This is a genomic window from Maridesulfovibrio sp. (assembly GCF_963677005.1).
Taxonomy (GTDB): Bacteria; Desulfobacterota; Desulfovibrionia; order Desulfovibrionales; family Desulfovibrionaceae; genus Maridesulfovibrio.
Genome location: NZ_OY781616.1, coordinates 138,260 through 163,721, shown reverse-complemented (window position 1 = coordinate 163,721; position 25,462 = coordinate 138,260). Strand labels below are relative to the sequence as shown.

The window sequence follows — 25,462 nt, the reverse complement described above, 5'->3', positions numbered from 1 at the left end:
CGGATACGGGCCGCGAAACATATCCTTTTGAAAGATCAGATACGGGCAACTCCCATGAAAAGGGCATGCAGGGCAATCACGAGTACGAGAAAAACATTGCGCGATAATGCCGGAGACAGGAACGGAAGCTTATAATGTATGCTTGAGGAAGGACAGACCGACAGGCAGTCTCCGCAGAGAGTGCAGGATATGCCGGGACGCCCGGACTCGATGTCCTGCCTGCTGAGCGCGGAATACCGGCAGACGCGACTGCACTTGAAACATTTGCAGCAATCCTCGGCAATTCTCATCCGCCATGGAGAAATCCTGCCCAGAAGGTTGGATACAATACCCATGGGGCAAAAGGCGGTGCAATGGACCATCATGCCCATCCGGCGGGAGAAATAAAGCATGATGAAAATCCCTGCCAGACCGAATCCTGCCGCCCACCAAAGGGCCGCAAATCCAGGCACCCCGGCCCGGCGCATGAACCACGCGGCGGACAAAACTGCCGCGAGAAGGACCATCCGCAACCAGATCAGTTTTCGGGGAAAACTCGACGAAGGCTTTTTATGCCCGACCCGACTGCAACGGTCGTCCCACGCGCCGATGTAGCACAGATGGCTGCACCAGGCCGGGCCGACCAGAAGAACAGAAACGGTAAACAGTATCGGCATGAAAAAACCGCTTCCCCGGTAAACAGGCCCGGCGGCAATGAGTGCCGGAACCGGAAGATGCAGCCTGCCGGTCATCAGAAACTGCTCCAATCCGGACAGGCCAAGCCCCAGTTGAACAAAAAAGACTGCCGAGAAAATTACCCAGATCACAGGACGGGTCCGGACGGCTCCGTCTGGAGAAAACATCCGTCCGCCGACCCATGAACCGTAAAGTGCGAGCAGGAAAATTTCCGCACGTCCCCATCCGGGAAAAAATCTGTCGGCCAGCACAATGGGGAAAGGGACCCTGGCGCGTGTAATCTCCAGCAAAAGGGCCGTCAGTAAAAATACAGCAGCTCTGAAAGCGCCCTGCTCGATGTTGCCGTCAAACCTTTCCCTGCCTGCCGGTGAAAGGCAGTAGGCGGCAGAAAATAGGCTCAAAGCGAAAAGCATACCCATAATGAACGCCAGCCTGACCCACGGTCCACCCACTGCAACCCTCAATCCGATGAGCGAACTCCCCCACTGCAGCCAGACCACGGCACCGCAGGCCAGAAGGACCGACGACACATATCCGACCCATCTATCACGAAAAAGCGCGAGGCATGCCGCCCCGGTCATAAATACAGCCAGCCCCCAGTCGCCGCCGCGCACGGCATGGGCCGCCAGCAAAATGTAGGAAAGGACAATACAGATAATACCCACAGCTTCTCCCTGCACGGGTTTTTAAATCAATACTGCACGAGGATATCCGTTGAAGTCCGCACATCTTCCCGGAAACAGCTGCGGTTGTTCCGCACAGGCGGAACCGGACGGACGCAGGCAAGCTGTGGAATTTCTGAATAAAACAGCTTACTCCTCAAGCAGTTTTTCATAGCCCAAGCGGTCCATTATCCGTCCGAATCTCTCGCCGTCCTCGTAGTTCTCCATCCAGAGGTTGAGCGCCTTGGCGATAATCGCCAGCGCTTCATCGCTTGTATACACTCCGGGAAGCTCTGTACCAAGACCGGGATGTCTTCCGAGACGCCCACCGGCAAGAACCCTCCACCCGTTACGGGCGCAGGAGATTACTTCCGTTGGACATGAACTCACGCAATAGCCGCAAACCAGACATTTTTCACGGGTTATGACGATACGATCCCCATCAAAATCCATGGCCTTATCCGGGCAGGCGCGCACGCATTCCTCGCAATGGATGCAATTCTCATGGTCCACAACCGGAACACAGGCTCTGATAAGCCCGATATCCGAAATATGAGGACGCGAACATCCATTCGGACAGGCAGAACCATTCACAGTGAACATTTTATGCCGGTTTATATTTTCGCCGAAACGGTTTTTCAAAAAATCGGTCCATCCGGTTTCCTCGACAACTTTTTCAATCCGATCGGCAAAATCTTCGGCAACAAACAGGGCAAAGCGACATTCTCCACCCTCTATCCCCCTGCAAATATTTACTGACGCTGTATTACTCATGACAAAGTTCTCCTGCTCATGTTATCAGGCTGTTAGTTTTATACGTAAAAATCGGATTTTTACCTGACTTAAGTCATTTCACCAATCAATAAGTATTATAAATAGAAGTTGTAATGAAAAAGACACATGACCTGGGAAAAATCAACCTGCTCTCCGGGCTAGCGGAAGAACAGCTCGCCCACCTTGAGGCCATAGCCATCACCAGAGAATTTGCAAAAGGTGAACAGATATTCGTCTCCGGTGAAGTTGCAAAGGGCTTTTACAGTGTGGAGGCAGGAAAGGTGAAAATCTATCGGGACTCGCTTGCGGGCAAGGAGCAGATCATCCATGTCTTCGGTCCGGGAGAAATATTCGGTGAGGTGCCTGTTTTTCAGGGAAGCAGATTTCCGGCAAGCGCGGTAACGCTGGCTCAATCCTCTCTGCTCTACTTTTCCCGCGATAAATTCGAAGATGTAATCCGCAAGGAACCGGAACTGGCCATGTCCATGCTGGCCCTTTTGTCCGGCAGACTCCGGCAGATGGTCAATCATGTAGCGGCACTGAGCCTTGCAGAAGTTCCCGGCAGGCTGGCCAGCTACCTGCTGCTGCTTAAATCAACCCAGAATTCGAATGTGCTGGAACTTGATCTTCCAAAAGGACAGATTGCGGCATACCTCGGAACTATTCAGGAAACGCTCTCCCGCATATTCAAGAAAATGAGTGAGCAGGGGCTGATACGTGTGGACAGAAAAAAGGTTGAAATACTTGATGAAAAAGCTCTTGAACTCATTGCAAGCGGCGAAGAGCAGCTATAGCTTGCGCAGGATGAATTCAATGCAGCTTTCGCAGACGGTGGTTCTGGTCTGATCTATTTTTCTTTCCGCCAGACCTGCACGAAAAAAATCGCGAACCACTTCCAGCTTTTCAAGATAGACCTGATCACCGAAACCGGTCACCAGATCAAGTACATTAACAGATCTCGGCGACCATGATCTCGTTTTATACACAGCGAAGGTCCACTTGTGCGCCCGGTTGTAATTGCTGGGCCAGATTCCCTGCTCATACATATCCTCATCCGGGACCGTTATCACAAGATACCCCCCCGGCCGGACGATGCGAATCCAGTTTTTCATGGCGATATTCACATCCTCAAGGTCTTCAAGACAATGGCTGGAGTGCAGAAAGTCATAGGACGAGTCCTCCACTCCTTGCATCAACATGGCATCGCCGTCCACTTTATCCCAGGTGCGGCACGACCTCATGCGGGCAAAAACACCGGCATATTGTCCCAGAGGATCAGGGCCGCCACCGATGTCTATTCCGTCACCGGCAAAATAACGGGTATGAAACTGCCCTAGATTATAACGCCTTTTTGCCGCCTTGCTCTGTTCTTTTGCCATAGGATACCGAAAACCGTTTCACTTAATATATTTACAAGCACCGACCAACAATTTATAAATAAGATCCATAAAGAATATTCCAAAAGGACTTGTACTCTTAAATGCGCCATCTATACAGAACTTTTGCATTGGTTACAATAGCATTACTGACAGTACTGCATATCCAAACCCCGGTTCATGCCGGAAACATAAAGATTCTGGGCAAAGGTCTATATCAGTTGATTCCTTCCGAGACCTATGGAAGCAATGACGTCTTACGCCTGAAAGACTATGCCCACCTGGAAGAAACCGTGGATATCGAAGCTGTGGCCGGAGCTTCCTTCGGATTCGAATTCGTTATGGACGGAGAAGATCCGGTCACAACGGTGCTGCGCATAAAACACCCGAAACTGCTGTCCTCCACCGGACTCGGCTATTCCACTTATGACACCCTGCCGGTGATACTTCGCCCGGGTAAAAAGAATTTCGCAGGCTGGAATTTTACAAGCGAACAGGAACTGCAACCCGGTAAATGGATATTCGAGTTCGACCTGCCGAACAGCCCGGCCTGTGAATTCACCGTCATCCCGGTTGAAGACCTTGTTTATGAAGGCAACAGGCTCAAAGGAGTGGAAGAAGTCGCAAGTGTACCGGCAATCAATGTTCCGGTGACGAACAATGCCACGGAAGGGAACGCGGACCTGCCCTACGGTGGAATACTGACCAGATATCTTGTACGTGCCGGAATTTTTCCCGAACTGGCCGAGGCGAAAAAAGGTGCGAATACAGTCAGGGAACGCGGCTACGAACCGTTCATTTTTGTCAGGGAAAAACCGGGGCGCTCCTACTGGTACTATCTGTTTGTCAAAATGTTTGACTCACGTGCGGAGGCGGTTGATTTCGCTACCAAGTACAGGCAGAAATTCCGGCGCAAAGCCGTTGCCCAGAAGATTCAGATCAGACTCGCTCCCATGGGACAGAATCATACCGAAGCGGGTATCTCAGGCAACTGACATCCTGTTTGGGCACCGCTTCCGGACCGCCGTTGGCAGGGAACATCCCCACAATTTCAGAATGATATCAATCAGCTACTTTCGACGTCAAGCCGCGCCTGCTTGACCAGAGACGCGATCTGAGGCTTTGAATACTGCCTGTCCGCGCCTACGGAAACACCCTTATGGAGCAGGTCTTCGGTGATGAGTGAGGAAAAGAGATAAACTGTCAGATCTCGCAGGTAGGGATTTTCTTTGATTCTGCGGGTTACGGCATGGCCGTCCATTCCGGGCATTTCTATATCCGAGACAACAAGCTGCACAAAATCGGTTACCGGGCGCCCTGTTTTCTCGACCATTGAAGAAATCTTTTCAAGAGCCGCCCACAGCTCCAGTCCGTTGGCATATGCTTCCACCTCAAACCCGCCGCGTTCAAGCGAATTCTTGACCAGATTACGCATGGAGCGGGAATCATCGGCGCAGATGGCGGTATATGTCTTTTCTTCCGCCTCTTCCACTTCGGCCACAATGGAGCTGTCCCCGGACGGGTTTATGTCATCAAGTGCCTGCTCAAAATCAAGAATCTGCATGATCCGGTCAGGATCAGTCAGCTTTACCGTTCCGATAATGGTCCCCTCTGCGAACCCGGCCATGCTGCCCTGCAGGGATTCCAGTTCGCTCCAGCTTATGCGATGAATCCTGTTCACACCGGAAACCAGAAAAGCGCACACGAGGTCATTGAATTCAGTGACCAATACCATACGGTTCTCTCCGCGGACCTGATCCATCCGCAGCCATCCGCTGAGGTCAATAAGCGGCGTGACGGTTCCCATGAATTCAAACATGCCCAGCACTAAAGGATTAGCGGAGTCTCCGCCGCCCCCGGCATTCAGTTTACCTGATCTATGACCGGAAAAATTCTTGAGATCGGATTCCTTGATTATCTTCTTGACCTTGGCAACGTTGATACCGAATGACCCGCGCTTGAGCTTGTCTCCGATCCCTTCGTCAAGATATAATTCCAGCAGTTCTACTTCATTGGTGCCTGCTTTAAGCAGGATCTTGCTTCCCGTCATTTACACAGTCCCCAGATCAAAAAGGTGCCATGAAAAACAGCCCTGAAGGGCCTCGCAAATAACTGCGCAAAATTCAGACCGCATCTACATAACGAACCATATCACTGACTATGAGGATAACCAACGTAAAGGACAATTATATTTCTTTTCTAAGTCTTTTAAGCATGGAATCAAAAACATCATCCCATTTACCGGGTGTTTTCTGCCGGAACAGGGTCATGCTGGGATACCATGGCGAGTCGGTCCGACTGCGCATCCAGCGCCAGTCGGGATTATACGGCACCGCCACCCAGACAGGCAGCCCCAAAGCACCGGCAAGGTGGGCAACTGCAGTGTCCACCGTAATGACAAGATCAAGCTGCAGCATAACCTTGGCGGTATCCGCAAAATCCTCGCACCCGCCGGCCAGTTCCCGGACCAGCATACCGCAGGAGTGCTTTTCACGCTGGCCCGATTCCGGTCCTTTCTGAAGCGAGTAAAGGGTAACTCCCGGAACACGGGAAAAGGAAAGGAATGGCTCTATCCCTATGGAACGGTTGTGATCATTCTTATGTGTAGGTTTCCCGGCCCAGGCAATGCCCACCTTCTTAACGGTTCCAGCAGGGACATGCACCGGGAACCCGGCCTGAGAGGGAGGTTTTATGTACGGACATTCTGAAGGGATTGAATCAATTTCGTGCTTCATTATCCGTGGAAGACTCATCAGCGGAGCCTGCACATCGAATTCAGGCAGCGGATCACCGGCACTGAGAATCTGCTCAAGACCGTCCAACCCTTTGAGCAGGCTTTTCAGCTCCGACTGACATTCAAGGATAACCCGTCCTCCGGCCCGTGCGACTTCCGAAACATAACGACAGAAATTAAGGGTATCACCGAAGCCCTGCTCCGTGTAAAGATAGATTCGGCTTCCTTCAAGCGGAGTCCCGTCCCACAAAGGCTGCCGGAAATGCCTCTCCCGGAGTTCCTCGCGCTGCCAGCGGTACTCGTACCCCTCAAACCCGTTCAGAAAATCGCCCTTGGAAAGCAGAGCCAGAGCCCGATCCCAATTGATGTTCACGCTTCCGGGCTTGTGTTTCAGGCAGAAGTCGAAAAGTTTTATGGACTCGTCGAGCCTGCCCATATCCTGCAGCACCAGCGCCAGATTGTAGTAGGCATCGATAAATTTACGGTCCAGTTCCACGGCCTTGCGGTGACAGGCTACAGATTCCTTGAGCCGTCCGACTCTCCTCAGGACGTTGCCCAGATTGCTCCAGCTTCCCGGAGCATCAGGATTCACCGCAATGGACCGGCGGTAGCACATTTCCGAAGCCTTGAGCTTATCCTGAGAACGCAACGCAACCCCGAGATTGGTCAGAATCACAGGGTTGTCCGGCGCGATGCTGAGCGCCATTGAATAAAGATTGACCGCCTCATCATAGCGCCCTGCGGAATGGTGCCTGACCGCCTGCTCAAAAGCGCGCCGCGCATCCGGAGGCAGTTGCTCTATCCACGATGATTTACTCTCCTCAAGTTTGTCAGCCGCCTTTTCTTTCATCGTTCCCTCATGGCGTAACTCATCGACCCCATAAACGGTTCCAGAATATATTCAAGAACAGTACGTGTTCCGATATGAATTCCGGCTATTACCTGTATTCCGGGGAAGAGCTTGTAAAAATTGCCTTCGTGTTCAAAATAGTCCTTATCCGTTTCTATCAGAACCCGGTAAAATGTCTGGCCCCGGTCCGTTGCGTAGGCATCCGGGCTTATATTGATAACCTTGCCGTCAAGATTGCCGAACCGGGAAGCATCGCGGGAAGCCAGTTTGACCACGGCTTTCTGGCCGTCCTTTACATACCCGACGTCGCTTATGGGCAGCCGGGCCTCGATGACCAGCTTGTCGCCGCCGGGCACAATATCCATTACGGTCATGCCCGGACGGACCACACCGCCTACGCTGACCACGTAAAGAGTCTTGACCACACCGTCCACAGGCGAACGTATGACCGTGCGTTTCAGGTTGTCCTTGAACTTGCGCAGTCGCTGAGTGAATTCCTCCAGTTCCCTGCGGTCTTCCTGAAGCTCTTCCCGCACCGAGGCGTAATAGGAGTTGGTAATTTCTTGAATGTCGGCCTTGGCCTGTATAAGAGCCGATCTGGCCTTGGCCATCTTTGCGTTGTCCTCTTCTATGGAACCCTTAAGTCTGGATTCCTCCTTGAGAAAACCAAGGTGCTTGTATCTGGAAGTCAACCCGTCCTTCAACAATCCGGCGCTTATGGCGATCTGCTCGCGGAGCAGCTTGAGGCTTTCACGCGCATTGCGCTGCCGGGAGGAAATCTGTCTTATATCCTGTTCCCGCTGTACTATCTTCTCGCGCTCGGATTCAAGATCGCTGGCAAGGCGGGCCTTTCTGGTCTGGAAAAGAGACTTTGAACGGGCCACAAGGTCCGGGTAGGTTTTTACAAGATCTTCAGGGTAGGCGGGTTCTTCCAGCCCCTTGTCCTCCGCCTCAAGTCTGGCAATGTTGACCCGCAGGGAAGTTACCCGCACATCCAGTTCTTCCACGCTGGAATCGCTGGCTGTGGCTTCCAGTTCTATAAGATCCTGCCCCTTGGTGACCTTGTCTCCCTCCCGGACACTTATCTTCCTTATTATTCCGCCTTCCAGATGCTGTACGGGCTTAACCCTTGAACTGGGAATAACTTCTCCCTGAGCCTGACTGACTATATCAAGCCGGAACAGACAGGCCCAGGCGAGAAAAGCGGCACACATGGCCACGCACAGAAACAGAAACATATGGTGAGCAGCCCGAACCTCTCCGGGATACCTTTCGTTTTTATCAATGCTCATTGGACCTCCGCACTGCTGTCATCGGCCTCTTCGGGCTTGCTGTCCGCCACAGCAGTATAGGAAACTTCCGGTCTGGGCTTGGAACTCAGATCGATGATTATATCCGCCCGCTGCATGATACGCATGTCCTGAGTGACTATAATCAGCGTTTTCTGGGCCTTGATCATACTTTGAATGACCATGTCCATAATCCGCAGCCCTTCCATGTCGAACCCTTCTGCCGGTTCATCAAGAACAGCCACAGGTCCGCGAACAGCAAGAGCTCTGGCAAGAGCCAGTCGGCGTCTTATTCCCACAGCCAGTTCAGCCCCGCCGTTGACGACATCCGCCTCCAATCCCTTTACGCTGGTATCCAGATACCTTTTAAGCCCGGCTGCCTCGACAATACGGCGAACCCGCTCTTCATCAATTCCGGGAGCATTGAAACAGATATTTTCCTTGATTGTGGCATTCAGAAATGTGGGCTCCTGCGGCAGATACATTATCTGTGTTCTCCACCACGGCGCAGCAAGTTGGCGTATATCCACGCCCCCGGCCAGAATCTGCCCCCGGCCCGGATCAAGCAGACCGAGGAGCAGGCGGACCAGAGTTGTCTTTCCGGAACCGTTATGCCCGGTTATTACGACCACATTACCGGCCTTTATGTCCGCATCCAGCCCCTCGAACAACGGGCTGGTGGACCCCGGATACGCGAAACCGAGATCCTTCATCTCAATCTCTCCGCGATAACTGCTGAGAGCCGTCCCGGTTTCCGTTTCAAGCGGCTGACGCATGAACTCCTTCAATGACTGCATCATGGTGGTTGCCTGACTTATCATTACTCTGGATTTCATGAAGGAAGCTGAAACGGAAAGAGCCTTTCCCGAGAGAATTGAAACACCTATAAGCCCGCCGGTGCTGAGCGTTCCGGCTACAACCTCATGAGCCCCTACGGCATAGACCATGATGCGCAGCAGGGATGCAAGGGTCTGCAGCATGGCCTGCCCTCTGGTGCCGCTGTGCACCATGTTGCTTTTGATGGTCTGAATCTTCTCCATCTGCACACGGAACAGGTTGGAAAGGAATTCCTTTCCTCCGAACGCCCGCACAGTATCGGCACCGGAAATGGCATTGGCAAGGTTGCCGCGATGAATAACGGATTCGTTGCGCATGGCATCGGTGAGAAGTTTTCCGCGGCGCAGATTCAGCCAGCCGGAAAGCAGCGTGCAGAATACTGCCAGAATGGTGATTATCGCCAGCATCGGGCTCAGAAAGAAAACCGCCCCGACATACAGGATGAAAAAAGGCATATCCAGCACCGAGCAGAGAACTGATGCGTCATATCCGGACTGAACAGTCTGAATCCCGCCGATAATCTCCTGCACTCTGGCCGGGGGAATCCTGCCGAGAGTTGTCATTCTGGCGCGGGCCAGACAGCTGAGCACAGCCTCGGACAGCATCATGTCCGGTCGCACATTGACCGCCGAGGCCAGTTTTATGCGCACAAGGGTGAAGGCGTGGTTAAGCACGGTAGCGATGAGAACACCGGTAGTCAGTGTAATCAGGGTTCCGTCAAAGCCGTACCCCACATAGCGGTTCAAAACCTGAATAACGAAAATGGACGAGGCAAGGGAAAGGATATTGATGAAAAACGAGGCCAATGAAATCTCAAACGCAAGGAAGGGGTGCAGCGACAGTCTGCGCAGCAATTCTCTCATCAGTAAATCCTTATGCGGCCTTTAATCGAACCTTCCGGATCAGGTGAAACGGACTCGTCCGATCGGAAACCGGACAGAAAACACGTCTTGTTCACCTAAGGAAGGTCCCGAAAACGATTCTGTGTCAAACTCCCGGGTCAAGATATATCCGCAGTCCACGACCACGGTATTCAAAGTCACAAAAAAGAAAATTCCATGGGCTTTCACGCATGGAATTTCATAAAAATTACATACAGGACCTGCTGCCGTTACTCGAATATATCAAGGTTCATTACCCCCATCTGATAAAGCAGAACATAAGCGGAAATAATATTATCGATGTCCGCTGCAACGCTGGCACTGGTTGCTGTGGAGTAATCCCGCTCACCAACCAGTATGTCCAGAAGCTCGACCTGCTCACCGGTTTCACGCTTCTTCTTGATAAGATCAAGAAATTCTGCAGTGATATTGGCCTGAGTGCGATAAAGCTCGGCATTCTTGCGCAGAGTCATAAGTTCCAGCCAGGCGTTGCGGACATTTTCCTCAACTGTTCGCTTGGTATCGAGATACTGCTTGCGCACTGAGCGAAGGTTTGCCTTGGCGGACTGAGTGCCTTCATATTCACTCAGACCGGTAAATCCGGAATAACTGACCTGAAAAGTAGCCTTGTTCTCTGTCCGGACACCGCTCGCGCCCTGATCCTGTTCCCTTCTCTTGCCTTCAAGCACGAATTCAAAACGCGGAAACAGGGTTGATTCCTGCACAGTGACATCCTCGCCCATGCGTTCCTGCGCGAACTTGAGCTGCGTAAGGACCGGGTTCTGGTTGTCGGCCTGAGAGATGGCGTCATCAAGAGTTCCGGGCATGAACCGGGCAGGCATGGGAACCGGCACCATCTTGGTGATTTCTTCCATTGCCACAGGATAGCCGAAAACAGCCTTGAACCGGTTTCTGGCAATCTGCAAAGCCCTTTCCTGGGTTACACGGTAGGACATGGCTCCCGCCAACTGGGCCTTGATCTGCAATTCCTTGTACGAAAGACCGGCCCCGCGTTTGACAAGAGTCTCCTCCATCCCGGAAAGACGCTTCATGCTTTCTTCGGACTGGATGGCGTACTTCAGGGTCTCGCGGGCACGGATGAGTCCCATGTAGGCGCGGACACCTTCGGTGATCAGCTGCTGCCGCACACTGTCCAGCACGGCCTTGCTTTCGTTAAGCGCGGCCTTGGCACTGTCGATGGACCCTGTTGCACCGCCGAAATCATACAAAAGCTGCGTTGCCGAAACAGACGCTTCGTTGCGGTACTTGTTGGTTCCTCCACCGGGCTTGTCTATCTCTTCGCGACCACCCTCTACAGAAACATCAAATGCAGGAGTCCAGCCGGACCAGCGTTGCGAAACAACATGCTCGGCAGACTCGACATTAGCCTCGGCAGCTTTGATGCGGTCATGCGTTGCCAGCAGATCCCTGATAATCTTCAGAAGGTACGGCCTGCCGTCGACCTGATTCGGATTCATGGCGGACATACCTTCGGACATGGCAGGTTGTGCCAAAACACTCCCCGCCGAACCGCCCACCATTAAGACCGTCAGGACAACTGCAAGTAAACGGAACAAAGCCACCCCATAACCCCCAGATTTAACAGACATTATTAAAAATCGTCTCTAAGAACGCAAAAATTTCAATATAAACAATTCAATACATACCTAAATTGAATTGAAAAATCCAGACGAATAATACATTATCAGTCGGTAGTTTCCAGCAAAACTTAACACTTTTCGAGGAGGGCGGTCAAAGAATGCTGCGAAAATTAAAAAAAATAATCAGCTCCGACACTGTTTTTCTTCTGGTGACCGGACTTTCGATATCAATATTCGTTGCCTCCCTGTACATTTTCCAGCCCTCCATCCTGCAATTTGTGGACTACAAAATATACGACCAGTTCGTACGCAGCAGTCCTGTGGGGACAAAAACAAATGTTCCCGCAATTGTGGACATTGACGATGAAAGCCTTGCTGAACTTGGTCAGTGGCCCTGGCCGCGATACCGCATGGCCCTGCTGCTGGCCAAAATCCAGCAGGCAGGTGCTCTGGCTACAGGTCTTGATATTCTCATAGGAGAACCGGACCGGACTTCTCCGGCTACAATTCAGAAAAGCCTGAAAAACGAACTCGGAGTCGCGGTAGATTTTCAGGGTCTTCCGGCCGGGCTAATGGATAACGACAAAGTTCTGGCCGACGTGCTCCATCAGGGCCGTTATGTACTTGGTTTTTATTTTGATTTCATAGAAGAGGAAAAGGAGCCCACGGTAAATTCCCAGCCGTGCATGGTCAAACCGCTGCCGATTGCGCAGATCAAAAGCCCCGGCTCCCCTCCGGTAAAGGATCTGACCCTGAGAGCCCTGGGCGCTATCTGCCCGCTTCCGATTCTGGCCAAGGCCTCTCCGGTATGCGGTTTCTATAACTCAATCACAGACTATGACGGTGTAGTGCGCAGGGTTCCCCTGATCATCAGTTGGAACGGCAAGCAGTACCCCAGTCTGGCCCTGGCAACCCTGATGAAGGCTATGGGACGCAGGAACGTAATAGTCAAGACAACCCCTGCCGGTTTCGAATCCATCCGGCTGGGCAAAACAACCATACCCGTGGACGCCAAAGGACAGATGATGGTCCGCTACCGTGGGGGCATGGAAGAATTCCCCTACTACAGCGCAAAAGACGTACTGAGTGGCAAAGTCGGTGAAAAGGAACTCAAGGGCAAGATTATTTTCATGGGGACCTCGGCTGCAGGTTTGCGCGATCTGCGGGTAACGCCTTTCGCAGCTGACTATCCGGGCGTGGAAGTGCACGCCACCATTGTAGACGATATTCTGACAAAGGACTTCATCATCAAACCGGACTGGGCCCCCGGGCTGGAACTGCTGCTGGTGCTCTGCGCCGGGATAGCAGCCACCCTGCTGCTCACCTGGACCCGGTCACTGTGGATGACCCTCCCGATTGTAGGCATGGGCGTGGCTATTGTCTGGGGCTCCCTTTATATTTTCAGGACCTACAACGCCTACCTGACACCGATGTATTCGCTGATTGTTCTGGCCCTGAACTTCACCATGCTGACCCTGATCAAATTCTGGCGTGAGGAAGGACAAAAGAAATTCCTGCAGGCGACCTTCTCGTCATATCTGGCGCCGGAACTTATCGATGAAATGTTCTCCAACCGCGAAATGCCCGAACTCGGCGGCGAAGCCAGGGAAATAACCGCCTACTTCACCGACATCCAGAGTTTTTCAACCTTCTCCGAAAAACTCACCGCAACGCAGCTGGTTGAGCTTCTCAATGAATACCTATCGGTAATGACCGATATTCTGATCGAGGAACGCGGAACACTGGACAAATACGAGGGAGACGCCATCATCGCCTTTTTCGGAGCGCCTATGGATGTGCCGGACAATGCCCTGCGCGCCTGCCGTGTGGCGGTCAGGATGCAGAACGCAAACAACGAACTGCGCGATAAGTGGAGCAAGGAAGTACAGCTTCCGGACGAACCGGACCGCAACACCAAGGGCTTCCCGGAGGAACAATGGGCCAAGGGCGAAAAATGGCCCAAGGTAGTGCACAACATGCGCACCAGAATAGGGGTCAACTCCGGCGAAATAGTTGTAGGAAACATGGGTTCATCCATGCGCATGAACTACACCATGATGGGGGACTCGGTTAACCTTGCCGCCCGTCTGGAAGAAGGCGCCAAGCAGTTCGGCATTTTCAATGCGGTCAGCCATTTCACACTGGAAAAGGAAGTGGAATACGAAGGAAAAACCTGCAAGGTAATGGACCTCGTGGAAGCGCGGCTGATCGACAACATCCAGGTCGTCGGAAAGAACGAGCCGGTCCGCATTTACGAACTGGTGGCCATGAAAGGCGATCTGACCGAAAAGGAACAGAAGCTCTTCGAACTGTTTGCCAAGGCCCGCGAAGAATACGTTGCCACCAACTGGGACCGGGCCATTGAACTCTATACCGAAGCCAACAAATACGAACGGTTCTCGGACACCAAATTCACGCCCTGCGAAGTCTTCATAAAACGTGCGCAGGAACATAAGCTCAACCCGCCTGTCCCGGAAGGAGAGGTATGGGACGGGGTTTACCGGATGACTAAAAAATAGAATTCGTTGCTAACGCACATATACCTGTCTGGTGAAAATTATCCGTGAATATTGACAATTCACGGATAATGGAGAACTTGACGGGTATAACTTTGCGAGGAAAATATGAAATTACTGATTGAGAATTTTTACAATATCAAACAGGCCGAACTGGACTTCAAGAGATTCAATATACTGATAGGCCCTCAGGCAGCCGGAAAAAGTTTGATTGCGAAGGTTCTTTATTTTCTAAATGAAAGCATACTTACTAATCACCTTACACACTCTACAAGTACTGAGCAGATATCTCAGGATACTTTCAATTTATTTCACTCCATCTTCGAGACAAAAACGCTGCAGAAAAATTTTTCCATTAATATCTTTGCGACGAACAACTATTCGTACTCTTTTAATCAGGATGGACTAAGCACACCGAAAAACGACCCGATTAAAGAAATAATAAACAAAAATTATACTTCTCTGGAAAAAGAAATACTGGACGGAATAAAAAAAACTGTTTCCGGACTGAAAAGAATAGATATCAACAGTAAGGAATTGGAAGAGGACCCACTTTATCAAAAACTTTATCAGGATTTCCTGACAACCCTTGCAGACAGCACAAATTACCTTCCAACCAAAAAACATCTTTTCATTCCGGCATCAAGGGCATTGGTTAATATACTCCAAGATAATTCCTTTTGGGTAACAAATGAGGGAGTTGACATCATACTAAGCCGTTTTGGCAAAAGATATTTCAGTAATTTAAAAACATTAACTGCCAAAAACAATTTTTCATGCCCTGAACTTCAGGATTTGATCAAAGGAGAAGTACAACACACAACCAGTGGTTATTCAATCACCAACACAGAACATCAGGTAAGTCTTCATAATGCATCATCAGGCCAACAGGCAATTGTCCCGTTATTAATAGCCCTGCATGAGTCCGCTATTCCTTACCAAGACAGATATATCGAAGAACCGGAAGCACACATCTTCCCTGACGCGCAGCACAGCCTTATTAAGTACATCGCAAAAACACATAATCAAACAAAAGGTCAGATGACCATAACCACCCACAGCCCATACATCCTCACTGCCGTAAACAACCTGATTTACGCCGGAACAGTTGGCAAGCAGAGTGCGGAGAAAGCTGCAAAAGTCCGTAACATAATCCCCGAAAACCAGTGGCTTAATGCAGAGGATGTTGCTGCTTATATGGTTGAGGCCGACGGTACAGTCAGATCAATCATGGACAAGGACACTGGACTGATTGATGCGGACAGTATTGACGATGTATCAGGAAAAATTGGCACAGAATTCGATCAGCTTCTGGACATTGAGTACGAAGAAGGGGCGGCAAATGGTTAGGGATTGTTCGCAGACCTTTTCCAAGAAAATACATGTACTCCAAGACCGGAAAACAGGTTCAAAAGCTTCCGTAAAGATTGACAACAAAAACGAAGAAGAATTCACAGTCATAGAGTTCGACGGATGTTTAATACTTAACAAAACAGCCTGCGATTATGTGGTAACACACAAAACAAAGGTTATATATGTCGAACTGAAAGGGTCAGACATTCGTAAGGCGCACACACAAATAGTTATTGCAGTTGACCATTACAAGAAAGCACACGGCGGACTCAGCAAAACCGGCATAATAGCTTTCACTGGAAATCCTAAGGAAAGCACATATATTCAAATCCAGAAAGTGAAACTGAGAAAAAGCCACCAGCTAAAAATGATCTGTACGCGTTCGCCAGTAACCCACCAGATTTAATACCAAAATAAACACTCCCCCTGCCGCACCGAACGACAGGGGGAGTGTTTATTTGTATCCGCAGGCACTACCAATCAGCAGCACATAATAAATCTATTTTCAACAGATCCATCAGGGAGTCCAGAGGGGCTTAGCCCTTCCGCTCCCGCTGAAGGCGCTCTCGGAGAGCCTCCGGAGGCCAAACGCCCCTGCGAGCTCTCCAATATCCCTACTTGACCCGGAAAATCCGTGCCCCCTCGGCGCTGTCTTCCACATTGAATCCGGCGGCAAGCAGCTTGTCCCGCAATGCATCGGCTGTGGCGAAATCCTTTTTGGCACGGGCGAGCTCCCGCTGCTCCAGCATATCCTTGACCTCTTCGGGCAGGGACGTGAATGGCAGCGGCAGCGCATCGTGATCCAGAATACCGAGGATATCATCCACTTCAAGCAGCTGATCCAGACAGAACCGGGCCTCGCGTGCAGCCAGCTTCCCGGCGCTGAGTTGCGAGTTTATGGCCTTGGTAAAACTGAACAGTATGGGCCAGAAACGGTGCAGCTTGAGGTTATCGTTAAGTGCTTGGGAAAGCCCGCTCTTGAGGGTGAAAACCTCCTGATCAATATCCTCGGAAACTTCCCCGGAATCCCCGGCCAACACACTCAGACCGGCTGCAAGTTCCTGCACCCGCTGCTGGTTCTTGACCCACATGGAAACGGCCTGATCGCTGCACACCAGCGGCTTCTTGTAAGACGAGGACAGCATCCACATACGCACGGCCATGGGTTGACCGGCCTTTTCTATCAGTTCATCCACGCAGGGCAGTACCGGCCCGCCCGGCAGCACCGGCTGGGCCACCATCCAGACCTGCGGGGAAACCCCGGCCCCGGCCCAGATTGCACGCAGATTTTCAAGATGCGGAAAGCGGTGAATCTCTCCGGCCAGCATCAGGCTCACTCCGGGCAGTCCTTCAAGAGCGGTTACGGCCTGCTGCATGAACCAGCTGGGGCGCACGTTGCCCCATTCGGTTTCAATGATATCGCCGAGTTTGAGGTCCTGCAATGTGGCTCTTTTGAGCAGGGTGAAATCGCGCGGATTCTCCTTGACGTAATCATCCATGTCCACGGTCTTGCCAAGGCTGACCTTGTCTATGTCCATGTTGGACATCTGGCCGTAGCCCTTGTCGCGGGAGATATCGAAATAAACTGAACGCAGTTTTTCATAAGCCAGTCCGTGGGCCAGCAGTGTCCGGCACAGTTCCACGGCACGGTCAACGGAATCGGAGGCGCGGGCGAAGCGCATGCTTTCGCGCACGCCAAGCAGATGCGCGGCCTTGCTTACGGCTGTTGTCACCTCGCGGGAAAAACTGTTGCGGTCCACTCCCCGCTCACGGGAAACCGCAAGGGTCTGGTCTTCCAGATCGGCCAACCCGACAAGGGCCGAAACCTTGGTTCCCTCCCGCTCCAGATGTCTGGCCAGCACATCCAGAAGAACTATGCGTCTGAACGCTTCAGGGTCATAAGGGTTGTCAAAGGACGGCCCCATGGTGAAAAGCCCTGTTTCGGATTCGGAAAGGGACAGCACTTTGTCGCCACCGGTGCACTGGTCGAAAATCTTCGGCCCCCGCAATACCTGCGGACGGAACAGCGGAGTGGAAAGATAGCGTTCACCGCCGTCAGGAAAAATGGTCACTACCAGCCCGTCGTTGAGGTCTGCAGCCACCTGGGCGGCACCGGCCATGGCCGCACCGGAACTCATGCCGACGAAGACCCCTTCCTCTTTGGCAAGCCTGCGGCAGGCATCAAAGGCGTCATTATCCTGCACACGGATGATGCGGTCGAGCTTCTGCTTGTCGTAGATTCCGGGAGGATAGGACTCCTGCATATTTTTCAAGCCCTGAATCTTGTGTCCGGGACCGGGCTCAACCGCTACCATCTGGATATCCCGGTTAAGTTCCTTGAGCCGCTTGGTGATGCCCATGACCGTGCCGGTTGTTCCGAGGCAGGCCACCACATGGGTGACTTTCCCTTCGGTCTGATCCCATATTTCCTGTCCGGTGCCGTAATAATGAGCGTCTATGGAGGCCTCGTTGTTGTACTGGTCCATCAGCAGGTACTTGTCCGGCTCTTCACGATAATAACGATAGGCCAGCTCAATCGCCCCGTCCGTGGCAAGATGGCCCGGAGTAAGCATTATTTCAGCTCCGTAGGCACGCATGATCATCTTGCGCTCCTCGGAAGCCGTTTCAGGCATGATCAGCATCAGCTTGTAGCCCTTCACCGCACAGGCCATGGCCAGCCCGATTCCGGTATTGCCGGAGGTTGCCTCAATAATGACTTTATCCGGAGTCAGTTCCCCGGACTCCTCGGCTTTGCGGATCATGGCCCCTGCAGCGCGGTCTTTGATGGACCCGCCGGGATTCATTGACTCCAGTTTAGCCAGAATCTTGACGTTTTTATTGGGATTAAGTCCACGAATCTCAACAAGCGGAGTTCCGCCGACCAGTTCCAAAATATCTTTAGCAAACATTTTATCATTCCTTTCAAATAGTTATCTTAAAAAAATCAGAACAGGACAACGTCCTTTTATCGTTGGCAACAAATTTGCAAACGAGGCAGAAGAAAGCTGGAAACAAAATGGACAGCCGGGGAAGGAATGAACCCGGCCCGTAATGAATCTAATGAATACAACAGTCTGCCAAGGACGGAACCAATGTCAGCTTATCCTTTTCTTAAAGACAACATCGAAGCGTTAGCAACATACAACCCGCCCTTTTACTCCTGGCTGAGCAGTCAGGAGATTGACGAAGAGCAACTCAAGGGTTCACTCTTCAAAAACAGATGGAATATTCTCGACTGGAAGATGGAAAACGGCAAGGGCATATTCGAAACCCTCATGCCGAACCTCGTCTACAAGGGTTGGAAGGTTACCGAAAAGGCTGACACAAGTGCGACATTCATTGTCGGCTGCAACGTGGGATACGGTTTGAACCACGTGCTGATGAGCACCCCTGACACCCACAAGGTAATTGTATCCGAGCCCAATCCCGAACTGCTCCTGGCCTGCCTCGGACAGACCGATTACAGGCCGTTTATGGAAAGCGGCAAGCTCCATTTCTGCACAGTCGATGAAAACTCACTGATGAGTATCATTAAAGAACTCGACCTTCAATTCGTATACGGCAAAATTTATCTGCGGCTTGACCTGCCCAGCCAGCAGATCGGACCGGAGTATGCCCGCTGGGCCGCAACCATCAGAAACAGAATGGAATCTTTCAGCGTTGAGATGACCACTCTGCGGTTGAAGCAGGACGTCATGGTCGGCAACGAACTGGACAATTTTTCGCGCACGGTGAACGATGGCTCCATCACCCCGCTCAAGGGGGCGGGTAAGGGACTCGGAGCAGTAGTACTCGGCGCCGGTCCTTCGCTGGCCGAATTCGGACCGGAACTGGCAAAAAATCCGGGGCAGGTTATCTACACAACCTCGCTTCAGGGACTTCCGGCAGTTCAAAAAACCGGCATCAAGCCGCATTTCTGCATCGGTATCGACTACAACGCCTCCATGGGCCGAGTTTACGGACAGCTGGATAAGGAATGGGCCAAGGATATTCCGCTCATCTACTCCACCAAGCTGGACCACAAGGTTCTTTCCGAATACCCCGGACCGACCATCCCCATGTGGACCATGGGCGGTCTCGGAACTTTCGCCCTTAACAACCACGAAGAGATATTCGATGCCGGAAGTAACGTCAGCGTTACCCTGGCAAGATTTCTGGACTGGTGCGGATTCGAACACATCCTGCTGGTCGGCCAGGACTTCGCCTGGAAAGGCAGACATTCTCATGCCGAAGGGCACCAGAACGCCAATGCCAATTACAACAAGAGCATCCTTGTTGATTTAAAGAATGCCGAGGGAGAAGACATAACCTCCACCGTTCAGTACCTGTCCTCCAAGCGTGAGATGGAGGACGACATAAAGAAGCTGAACGCAGGAATTTTCAACCTGTACGGCGGCGGAGCGGAAATCATCGGAGCGCCCAACGTGGACATGCACAAGGTGCACATGGAAGGGCTCCTTGCTTCGGTTCCGGGCCGCATGGACTATTTCATGACCGCCATGAACATGGCCCGCACTCCCAGAAAAATTCCGCGTTTTGAGCCGCGAAGCCCGCGCTGGACAGCCTCCCTCAACCGAGTAACCAAGCGACTGGAAAAGCTTTTCCGCAAGCATGCAAAAAACCAGAAGGAAATCCATAAGGCCCTGCACGAAGTGTATTTCTTCATCCGTCAGGACCCGCTCTACCTGCCCTACCTGTACAACGAAATTCTCGATATCGCGGGTCTGGCAAGAGCGCGCTCAAGCTACGAGCCGAAGGATTTTCCACACTACAAGAGAATCATCAAAAAAACGCTCAAAAAAATCCGCCACATGGACCGCTGTCTGTGTCTTGACGAAAACAGACAGGCTGCCTGAAAAGCGGATTCCACAAACAAAGAAAATTAACGTGTTTCCATCATCAGTATCCCCCCCGCCGAAACTGCCCATCGGCGGGGGGGATCGAATTTGATGCGCTTCGCGCTTTTGCTTATCTGATTTCACCGCCGACGGCCAAAGGCCCAATAGCCCTTAGGCGAGAAGTTCGCTTCGAGTCTTAGGAATATGGAGAGCAGAGATGGATCATCACCTTTGGAATCCCTAATCATTTCATGAATGGTTTCGAGATTCCTGCTCTAGCCATTAGGCTAGGCAATATTCCCGGCGGGAACAAAGAGAGCAACAATAGTCCCTTAGGCTACACACTCTACTTCAGGTATTACGCTCACCCGGTAAAGCGGCAGGCTATGGGCATTCTCCAACCGGTGCCAAAAGCTCGTGATGTGATCTTAAGTCCCGGAGCGGCCTGTTTGCGCTTGAACTCGGATATCTTGATCAACCGCAGCACATAACGCACGGTTTCCGGGTGGAAGCCGGTTTCTGCGATGATCTCGCTCTCAGCCAGATGACGCTCCACACGCAACTCGATGATGCGGTCCAGAATATCATACGGCGGCAGGGAGTCCTCATCCTTCTGTCCGGGCCGCAGTTCTGCGGACGGCGGTTTTGTAATTATCGAAGGAGGAATGATCTCTCCCCGGCCCTGTTCGTTGAGCCAGCGGCAGATTCGGAAGACAAGGGTCTTGTACAGGTCGGATATGACGGCCAGCCCTCCGGCCATGTCCCCGTAAATAGTACAGTAGCCGACTGCCAGCTCGCTCTTGTTCCCGGTCGTCACCAGCAGGGCTCCCATCTTGTTGGAGATGGCCATCACCAGATTGCCGCGAATGCGGGACTGGATATTTTCCTCGGTGACATTCTCGGGAAGCCCTTCAAAGGTGGGCGCCAGAGCCTGTTCGAATTCCTTCATCAGGTTATTTATGGGGATGGTCACGGAATGGATACCGATGTTTTCAACAAGGGCAAGGGAATCATCCACGCTGCCTTTGCTGGAATACGGCGAGGGCATAAGAACTCCGGTTACATTTTCAGGCCCCAGAGCTTCTGCGGCCACGGCTGCGGTCAGGGCGGAATCTATGCCCCCGGAAAGCCCAAGCACTACCTTGGAAAATCCGGTCTTGGAAAGGTAATTGTTCAATCCCAGAACCATGGCCCGCCATGCTTCGGATTCCTCGCAGAAATCGTCTTCGGCCACGGTCCCGCCGGAACCGTCGGTTTCAACCACAACCACGTCCTCGGAAAATCCGTTACCGCGTGCGGCAAGTCTGCCGTCCGCGTAAAAAACACAGCTTCTGCCGTCAAAAACCAGATCATCGTTCCCGCCGACCTGATTGGCGTACATGACCGGCATTTTATATTTGGTGGCAATGTCCGCAAGAAGCTTCTCCCGCTCGCCCTGCTTGCCCACATTGAACGGGGAAGCGGAAAGGTTGAGCAGGACATCCGCGCCTTTCTCCACAATGTCCGGTATGGGATTACCGCCGTAGCGTTTATGCGCGCAGCCTTCGCGATCGTTCCAGACATCCTCGCAGATGGTCACGCCGAAACGGACGCCCTTGAAATCAAAGTAATTTACTGTATCCGCAGGTTCGAAATAACGCTGTTCATCAAAAACGTCATATGTGGGCAGGAGCCATTTATAAAAGACTTCCGTCTCGACTCCTTTCCTTATAAGCCAGGCGGCATTCCGCAACGGGTTCCCGGCATATTCGCGATTAAGGTCCACCCCGCCGGCAAGCAGGGCGACTCCTTCGGGCATGCTGCGGGAAATCTCATCCACCGCATCCCGGCAGCGGGACACAAAATCAGCATTCAGCAGCAGATCCCGAGGCGGATATCCGGTAATCGCCAGTTCGGATGTCACACAGAGTTCCGCTCCGAGTCCGGCAGCTTTGTTCACTCCGTCCAGAATAAGGCTAATGTTACCCTCAATGTCCCCTACGGTCAGATTCAGCTGTAACAGTGCTATTTTCATCGTTTTATGTCCTTCCTCAAATTTATGCTCGGCTCTAAGTAACGTCTGCAGGAAAGCTTGTCCATAAATTAGCTGCCGGCTTTCAGGCGGTGTTTAACAGCCCAGTCGCCTTAAGGGATAAGACCCCGGACTTGCGGAAAGACCGCACGGCAGCCGACTCATCAAAAGTTATGTTGCAACAAATATGCTGCAATGCTAGAAAGTTGTCTACATCCGTAGAGTGCCCCTCTACGCTAATCCCTTATCCTTATTGAACATGAGACCATTCAACCCGGAAAGAGTCCAGACCAGGATCGGCCTGCTGATTATATTCATTTCACTCATTACTTTCGTAATATCGGGTGCATATGATTATACCTCCATGCGCGGCGAGATGCTGCGGGAATTGAACGAAAAGGCCGACGGACTGGTGGAAAGACTGTCCGAGTCACTCATCACCCCGCTCTGGAACGTTGACCAGGCGGCCATAAATCGAATTATCCTTTCGGAAATGATTGATAAAAGGATTGAGGCGATACTGGTAACCGAGGATAACGGCAAAAACGTTTTTTCAGGCAAAACCCGTGACCGCGAATGGAACATAATAGACTTCGACAACTGGCCCACCGGAAGACTGATCAAGCGCAAAGCCGAAATATCAATCATGGGGCAGCCCATAGGCGCGGTGGAAGTTTTCCTGACTCCGAAATTCATTCAGGACGAACTGTACCAGTCCCTTCTGAAGTCCCTGATGCGCACCGTGCTGCTGGTTGTGCTGCTGATGGTGACACTGTTTGTTACCATGCACCGCATACTGATCTCACCGATCATCAGACTCACCCAGACCGCAAAGCAGATTTCCGTGGACAAGAACTACAGCGCCAGGGTCAATTTCAAATCACAGGGTGAAATGAAAACCCTGCTGGACAACTTTAACAACATGCTGCAGCAGATTGAAGAGCAGGACCAGAAACTCAAGGAATACAGCGGACAGCTGCAGGAAAAAATACACCAGAGCAACAAGAACCTGGAAAACAGCTACCGGGAGCTGAAGGAGATCAACCGGGAACTGGAACAGGCCAGAGACGCGGCAGAAGCAGCCTCCCAGTCAAAAAGCCAGTTTATGGCCAACGTCAGCCACGAAATAAGAACCCCGATGAATGCAATCATCGGCATGGCGGACCTTACCCTCTCCACCGACCTTACTTCCAAGCAAAGAGAATTCCTCAAAATCATAGTCAGTTCAGGACGGGTCCTGCTCAGACTCATTAACGACATCCTCGACTTTTCCAAGATGGAGGCCGACAGGTTAAGTCTTGAGGAGGTCAACTTCAACCTGCATCGGCTGGTCCATGATGTTTCGGATCTTTTCGTTGACCAGATGGTCGATTCTCAGACAGAACTGGCCATAGACATCCATCCGGATGTTCCCAAGCGCGTAATTGCAGACCCCTTAAGGCTGCGGCAGGTTCTTATCAATTTGACCGCCAATGCCTTCAAATTCACAAACAAGGGCGAAATAACCATCACCGTCTCCGCAACTGAAATTGCACCGGGAAAATCGGAAATTATGTTTGCGGTAAAGGACACCGGGATCGGCATATCCGAGGACATCCAGCCCTATCTTTTCGAGCCGTTCAGACAGGCGGACGGGTCTACAACCCGTAAATACGGCGGCACAGGGCTCGGATTGACCATTTCCAGAGGGATTGTAGAACTTATGGGGGGAAATATCTGGGTGCGCAGCAGTCCCGGCAAGGGCAGCACTTTTTATTTCTCCATAGTCCCGGAAGTGGCTCCGGACACATCTTCAAATGATTTTTCACTGCCTGAAGAACTGCAGGGCGCAGAAGTTCTTGTCGTTGATGACAATCTGGCTGTAAGAAGCGTTCTTTCCCGCTACCTCAGGCAATTCGGATTTTCCCCGGTTTCTGCAGCATCGGGAGAGGATGCACTTGACCTCTTGGCAAGCGGCTCCGAACACCATTTCAGAATGGCGCTGGTAGACCTCAAGCTCCCCGGTATGGGCGGAGACGAAGTCTGCAAGGCTATCAGGAAAAATTTTTCACGGGAGGAACTGCCCATTCTCATGATCACGTCCACGGATGTGGACGCGGCTCTGGCAAAAGCCGACCAGGCCGGCATTAACAGGCTCATGACCAAACCCCTGCGGCAGGAGCCTCTCTTTGACTCCATAATGAACACATTCGGGTACGAAGTGCGCAAAGACTTTTTCCATGAATCGCACCGCCAACCGACCGCAGAATTCAGCGGCTTCAGGATTCTTCTGGTGGAGGACAACCCCATCAACAGACAGGTTGCTGAACAGATTCTTGCACCGACCGGAGTTGATATGAAAAGTGCCTCCAACGGCAGCAAAGCCGTATCCATGATACAAAAGGAGACATTCGACCTTGTGCTCATGGACATCCAGATGCCGGAGATGGACGGATACCAGGCAACAGAAATAATCCGGACCCAGATGGGGCTTACTAACCTACCGATCATCGCCATGACCGCACACGCAATGCGCGGGGACAAGGAAAAATGCCTGACAGCCGGAATGAACGACTATCTTTCCAAACCCATCGATAAAGAACAGCTGATAAGCACCCTGCGCCGATTTTTAGTTAAGGCCGAAAAACAGACCGAGAAAAAACACGAAAGCAGCAATCCGCCACCTGCGGCAATACCGCAAACCAATAGTGCAGCAATATTAGACCTGGACGATGCTCTGGAACGCATAGGCGGAGACATGGATATACTGATTAAGATCGTCGGCAACTTCAAAGAATACAACACGGATTTCTGCGCCGAAACGGATGAGATGATAAACAGCGGCAAGCTCAAGGAAGCCGGAGAAAAAGCACATACTCTGAAAGGCTCTGCGGCCAATATTTCCGCTGCAGCATTGTCGGCAGCAGCGCTGGAACTGGAAAGAGCCTGTAAATCGGATTCAGAGGAAGCTGCGCGAACGGCGCTGACCCGTACAGCGGAACAGATGGGACTACTTTTCCGGAAAATCCGTGACTTGAGGAAAAAACACAGCTGAAAAAGCGGCAGATAGATTTTGTGGGCAACAG

17 protein-coding genes are annotated in these 25,462 nt (G+C 51.8%); 7 read left to right on the top strand and 10 right to left on the bottom strand.

What is annotated here, in order from left to right:
- Positions 1 to 35: 35 nt before the first annotated feature.
- Together ACKU4E_RS00700 and ACKU4E_RS00695 are read right to left on the bottom strand one after the other, a co-directional pair.
- The gene (locus ACKU4E_RS00700) at positions 36 to 1,340 is read right to left on the bottom strand and encodes a 4Fe-4S binding protein (RefSeq protein WP_320169172.1); all 1,305 of its coding nucleotides are present in this window, start codon (positions 1,338 to 1,340) and stop codon (positions 36 to 38) included.
- A 147-nt stretch (positions 1,341 to 1,487) separates the two neighbouring features.
- Positions 1,488 to 2,111 carry a 4Fe-4S binding protein gene (locus ACKU4E_RS00695; protein ID WP_320169171.1) on the bottom strand — a complete coding sequence of 208 codons (624 nt, stop codon included), beginning with the start codon at positions 2,109 to 2,111 and terminating at the stop codon, positions 1,488 to 1,490.
- A gap of 113 nt (positions 2,112 to 2,224) precedes the next feature.
- Between ACKU4E_RS00695 and ACKU4E_RS00690 the strand changes: the two genes are divergently transcribed.
- Entirely contained in the window at positions 2,225 to 2,905 is a 681-nt protein-coding gene (locus tag ACKU4E_RS00690) for a Crp/Fnr family transcriptional regulator (protein ID WP_320169170.1), read from the top strand.
- On the opposite strand, the gene ACKU4E_RS00685 is transcribed toward ACKU4E_RS00690, so the two are convergent.
- Positions 2,900 to 3,490 (bottom strand): methyltransferase domain-containing protein, encoded by a 591-nt coding sequence (locus tag ACKU4E_RS00685; protein ID WP_320169169.1) that lies wholly within the window; start codon positions 3,488 to 3,490, stop codon positions 2,900 to 2,902. The two genes, ACKU4E_RS00690 and ACKU4E_RS00685, sit on opposite strands and share 6 nt — an antisense overlap.
- 101 nt (positions 3,491 to 3,591) lie before the next feature.
- Here ACKU4E_RS00685 and ACKU4E_RS00680 point away from each other — a divergent pair, with 101 nt between their 5' ends.
- Positions 3,592 to 4,482 carry an SPOR domain-containing protein gene (locus ACKU4E_RS00680; RefSeq protein ID WP_320169168.1) on the top strand — a complete coding sequence of 297 codons (891 nt, stop codon included), beginning with the start codon at positions 3,592 to 3,594 and terminating at the stop codon, positions 4,480 to 4,482.
- A gap of 71 nt (positions 4,483 to 4,553) precedes the next feature.
- On the opposite strand, the gene ACKU4E_RS00675 is transcribed toward ACKU4E_RS00680, so the two are convergent.
- From ACKU4E_RS00675 to ACKU4E_RS00655, 5 genes are all read right to left on the bottom strand, one after another.
- Positions 4,554 to 5,537 carry a chemotaxis protein gene (locus tag ACKU4E_RS00675; protein ID WP_320169167.1) on the bottom strand — a complete coding sequence of 328 codons (984 nt, stop codon included), beginning with the start codon at positions 5,535 to 5,537 and terminating at the stop codon, positions 4,554 to 4,556.
- A gap of 136 nt (positions 5,538 to 5,673) precedes the next feature.
- Positions 5,674 to 7,071: a tetratricopeptide repeat protein gene (locus ACKU4E_RS00670; protein WP_320169166.1), complete on the bottom strand. Its 1,398-nt coding sequence runs from the start codon at positions 7,069 to 7,071 to the stop codon at positions 5,674 to 5,676.
- Positions 7,068 to 8,363: an HlyD family type I secretion periplasmic adaptor subunit gene (locus ACKU4E_RS00665; protein ID WP_320169165.1), complete on the bottom strand. Its 1,296-nt coding sequence runs from the start codon at positions 8,361 to 8,363 to the stop codon at positions 7,068 to 7,070. The genes ACKU4E_RS00670 and ACKU4E_RS00665 overlap by 4 nt, the downstream gene beginning before the upstream one ends.
- Positions 8,360 to 10,060: an ATP-binding cassette domain-containing protein gene (locus ACKU4E_RS00660; RefSeq protein WP_320169164.1), complete on the bottom strand. Its 1,701-nt coding sequence runs from the start codon at positions 10,058 to 10,060 to the stop codon at positions 8,360 to 8,362. Before ACKU4E_RS00660 ends, ACKU4E_RS00665 begins: the two co-directional genes overlap by 4 nt.
- 248 nt (positions 10,061 to 10,308) lie before the next feature.
- Complete coding sequence (locus tag ACKU4E_RS00655; RefSeq protein ID WP_320169163.1) at positions 10,309 to 11,592, bottom strand: TolC family protein; 1,284 nt, start codon at positions 11,590 to 11,592, stop codon at positions 10,309 to 10,311.
- Between the two features lie 245 nt (positions 11,593 to 11,837).
- Between ACKU4E_RS00655 and ACKU4E_RS00650 the strand changes: the two genes are divergently transcribed.
- The 3 genes from ACKU4E_RS00650 (at position 11,838) to ACKU4E_RS00640 (ending at position 15,954) form a co-directional block, all read left to right on the top strand.
- Complete coding sequence (locus ACKU4E_RS00650) at positions 11,838 to 14,198, top strand: adenylate/guanylate cyclase domain-containing protein (protein ID WP_320169162.1); 2,361 nt, start codon at positions 11,838 to 11,840, stop codon at positions 14,196 to 14,198.
- Between the two features lie 105 nt (positions 14,199 to 14,303).
- Positions 14,304 to 15,545 (top strand): ATP-binding protein, encoded by a 1,242-nt coding sequence (locus ACKU4E_RS00645; RefSeq protein ID WP_320169161.1) that lies wholly within the window; start codon positions 14,304 to 14,306, stop codon positions 15,543 to 15,545.
- Entirely contained in the window at positions 15,538 to 15,954 is a 417-nt protein-coding gene (locus ACKU4E_RS00640; RefSeq protein ID WP_320169160.1) for a hypothetical protein, read from the top strand. Before ACKU4E_RS00645 ends, ACKU4E_RS00640 begins: the two co-directional genes overlap by 8 nt.
- A gap of 208 nt (positions 15,955 to 16,162) precedes the next feature.
- Here ACKU4E_RS00640 and ACKU4E_RS00635 read toward each other — a convergent pair whose 3' ends face one another.
- Positions 16,163 to 18,457 (bottom strand): cysteine synthase, encoded by a 2,295-nt coding sequence (locus tag ACKU4E_RS00635; protein WP_320169159.1) that lies wholly within the window; start codon positions 18,455 to 18,457, stop codon positions 16,163 to 16,165.
- Positions 18,458 to 18,640: 183 nt separating this feature from the next.
- Here ACKU4E_RS00635 and ACKU4E_RS00630 point away from each other — a divergent pair, with 183 nt between their 5' ends.
- On the top strand, positions 18,641 to 20,404 hold the full coding sequence (locus ACKU4E_RS00630) for a 6-hydroxymethylpterin diphosphokinase MptE-like protein (protein ID WP_320169158.1): 1,764 nt from the start codon (positions 18,641 to 18,643) through the stop codon (positions 20,402 to 20,404).
- 346 nt (positions 20,405 to 20,750) lie between these two features.
- On the opposite strand, the gene ACKU4E_RS00625 is transcribed toward ACKU4E_RS00630, so the two are convergent.
- Entirely contained in the window at positions 20,751 to 22,400 is a 1,650-nt protein-coding gene (locus ACKU4E_RS00625) for an NAD+ synthase (RefSeq protein ID WP_320169157.1), read from the bottom strand.
- Between the two features lie 256 nt (positions 22,401 to 22,656).
- On the opposite strand from ACKU4E_RS00625, the gene ACKU4E_RS00620 reads away from it, so the two are divergent.
- Complete coding sequence (locus ACKU4E_RS00620; RefSeq protein ID WP_320169156.1) at positions 22,657 to 25,431, top strand: response regulator; 2,775 nt, start codon at positions 22,657 to 22,659, stop codon at positions 25,429 to 25,431.
- Positions 25,432 to 25,462: the final 31 nt, after the last annotated feature.

Bases quoted from the DNA above. Each gene is read 5' to 3' on its own strand.
- ACKU4E_RS00695 (WP_320169171.1), bottom strand. From the start codon at position 2,111: ATGAGTAATACAGCGTCAGTAAATATTTGCAGGGGGATAGAGGGTGGA.
- ACKU4E_RS00690 (WP_320169170.1), top strand. From the start codon at position 2,225: ATGAAAAAGACACATGACCTGGGAAAAATCAACCTGCTCTCCGGGCTA.
- ACKU4E_RS00685 (WP_320169169.1), bottom strand. From the start codon at position 3,490: ATGGCAAAAGAACAGAGCAAGGCGGCAAAAAGGCGTTATAATCTAGGG.
- ACKU4E_RS00680 (WP_320169168.1), top strand. From the start codon at position 3,592: ATGCGCCATCTATACAGAACTTTTGCATTGGTTACAATAGCATTACTG.
- ACKU4E_RS00675 (WP_320169167.1), bottom strand. From the start codon at position 5,537: ATGACGGGAAGCAAGATCCTGCTTAAAGCAGGCACCAATGAAGTAGAA.
- ACKU4E_RS00670 (WP_320169166.1), bottom strand. From the start codon at position 7,071: ATGAAAGAAAAGGCGGCTGACAAACTTGAGGAGAGTAAATCATCGTGG.
- ACKU4E_RS00665 (WP_320169165.1), bottom strand. From the start codon at position 8,363: ATGAGCATTGATAAAAACGAAAGGTATCCCGGAGAGGTTCGGGCTGCT.
- ACKU4E_RS00660 (WP_320169164.1), bottom strand. From the start codon at position 10,060: ATGAGAGAATTGCTGCGCAGACTGTCGCTGCACCCCTTCCTTGCGTTT.
- ACKU4E_RS00650 (WP_320169162.1), top strand. From the start codon at position 11,838: ATGCTGCGAAAATTAAAAAAAATAATCAGCTCCGACACTGTTTTTCTT.
- ACKU4E_RS00645 (WP_320169161.1), top strand. From the start codon at position 14,304: ATGAAATTACTGATTGAGAATTTTTACAATATCAAACAGGCCGAACTG.
- ACKU4E_RS00640 (WP_320169160.1), top strand. From the start codon at position 15,538: ATGGTTAGGGATTGTTCGCAGACCTTTTCCAAGAAAATACATGTACTC.
- ACKU4E_RS00635 (WP_320169159.1), bottom strand. From the start codon at position 18,457: ATGTTTGCTAAAGATATTTTGGAACTGGTCGGCGGAACTCCGCTTGTT.
- ACKU4E_RS00630 (WP_320169158.1), top strand. From the start codon at position 18,641: ATGTCAGCTTATCCTTTTCTTAAAGACAACATCGAAGCGTTAGCAACA.
- ACKU4E_RS00625 (WP_320169157.1), bottom strand. From the start codon at position 22,400: ATGAAAATAGCACTGTTACAGCTGAATCTGACCGTAGGGGACATTGAG.
- ACKU4E_RS00620 (WP_320169156.1), top strand. From the start codon at position 22,657: ATGAGACCATTCAACCCGGAAAGAGTCCAGACCAGGATCGGCCTGCTG.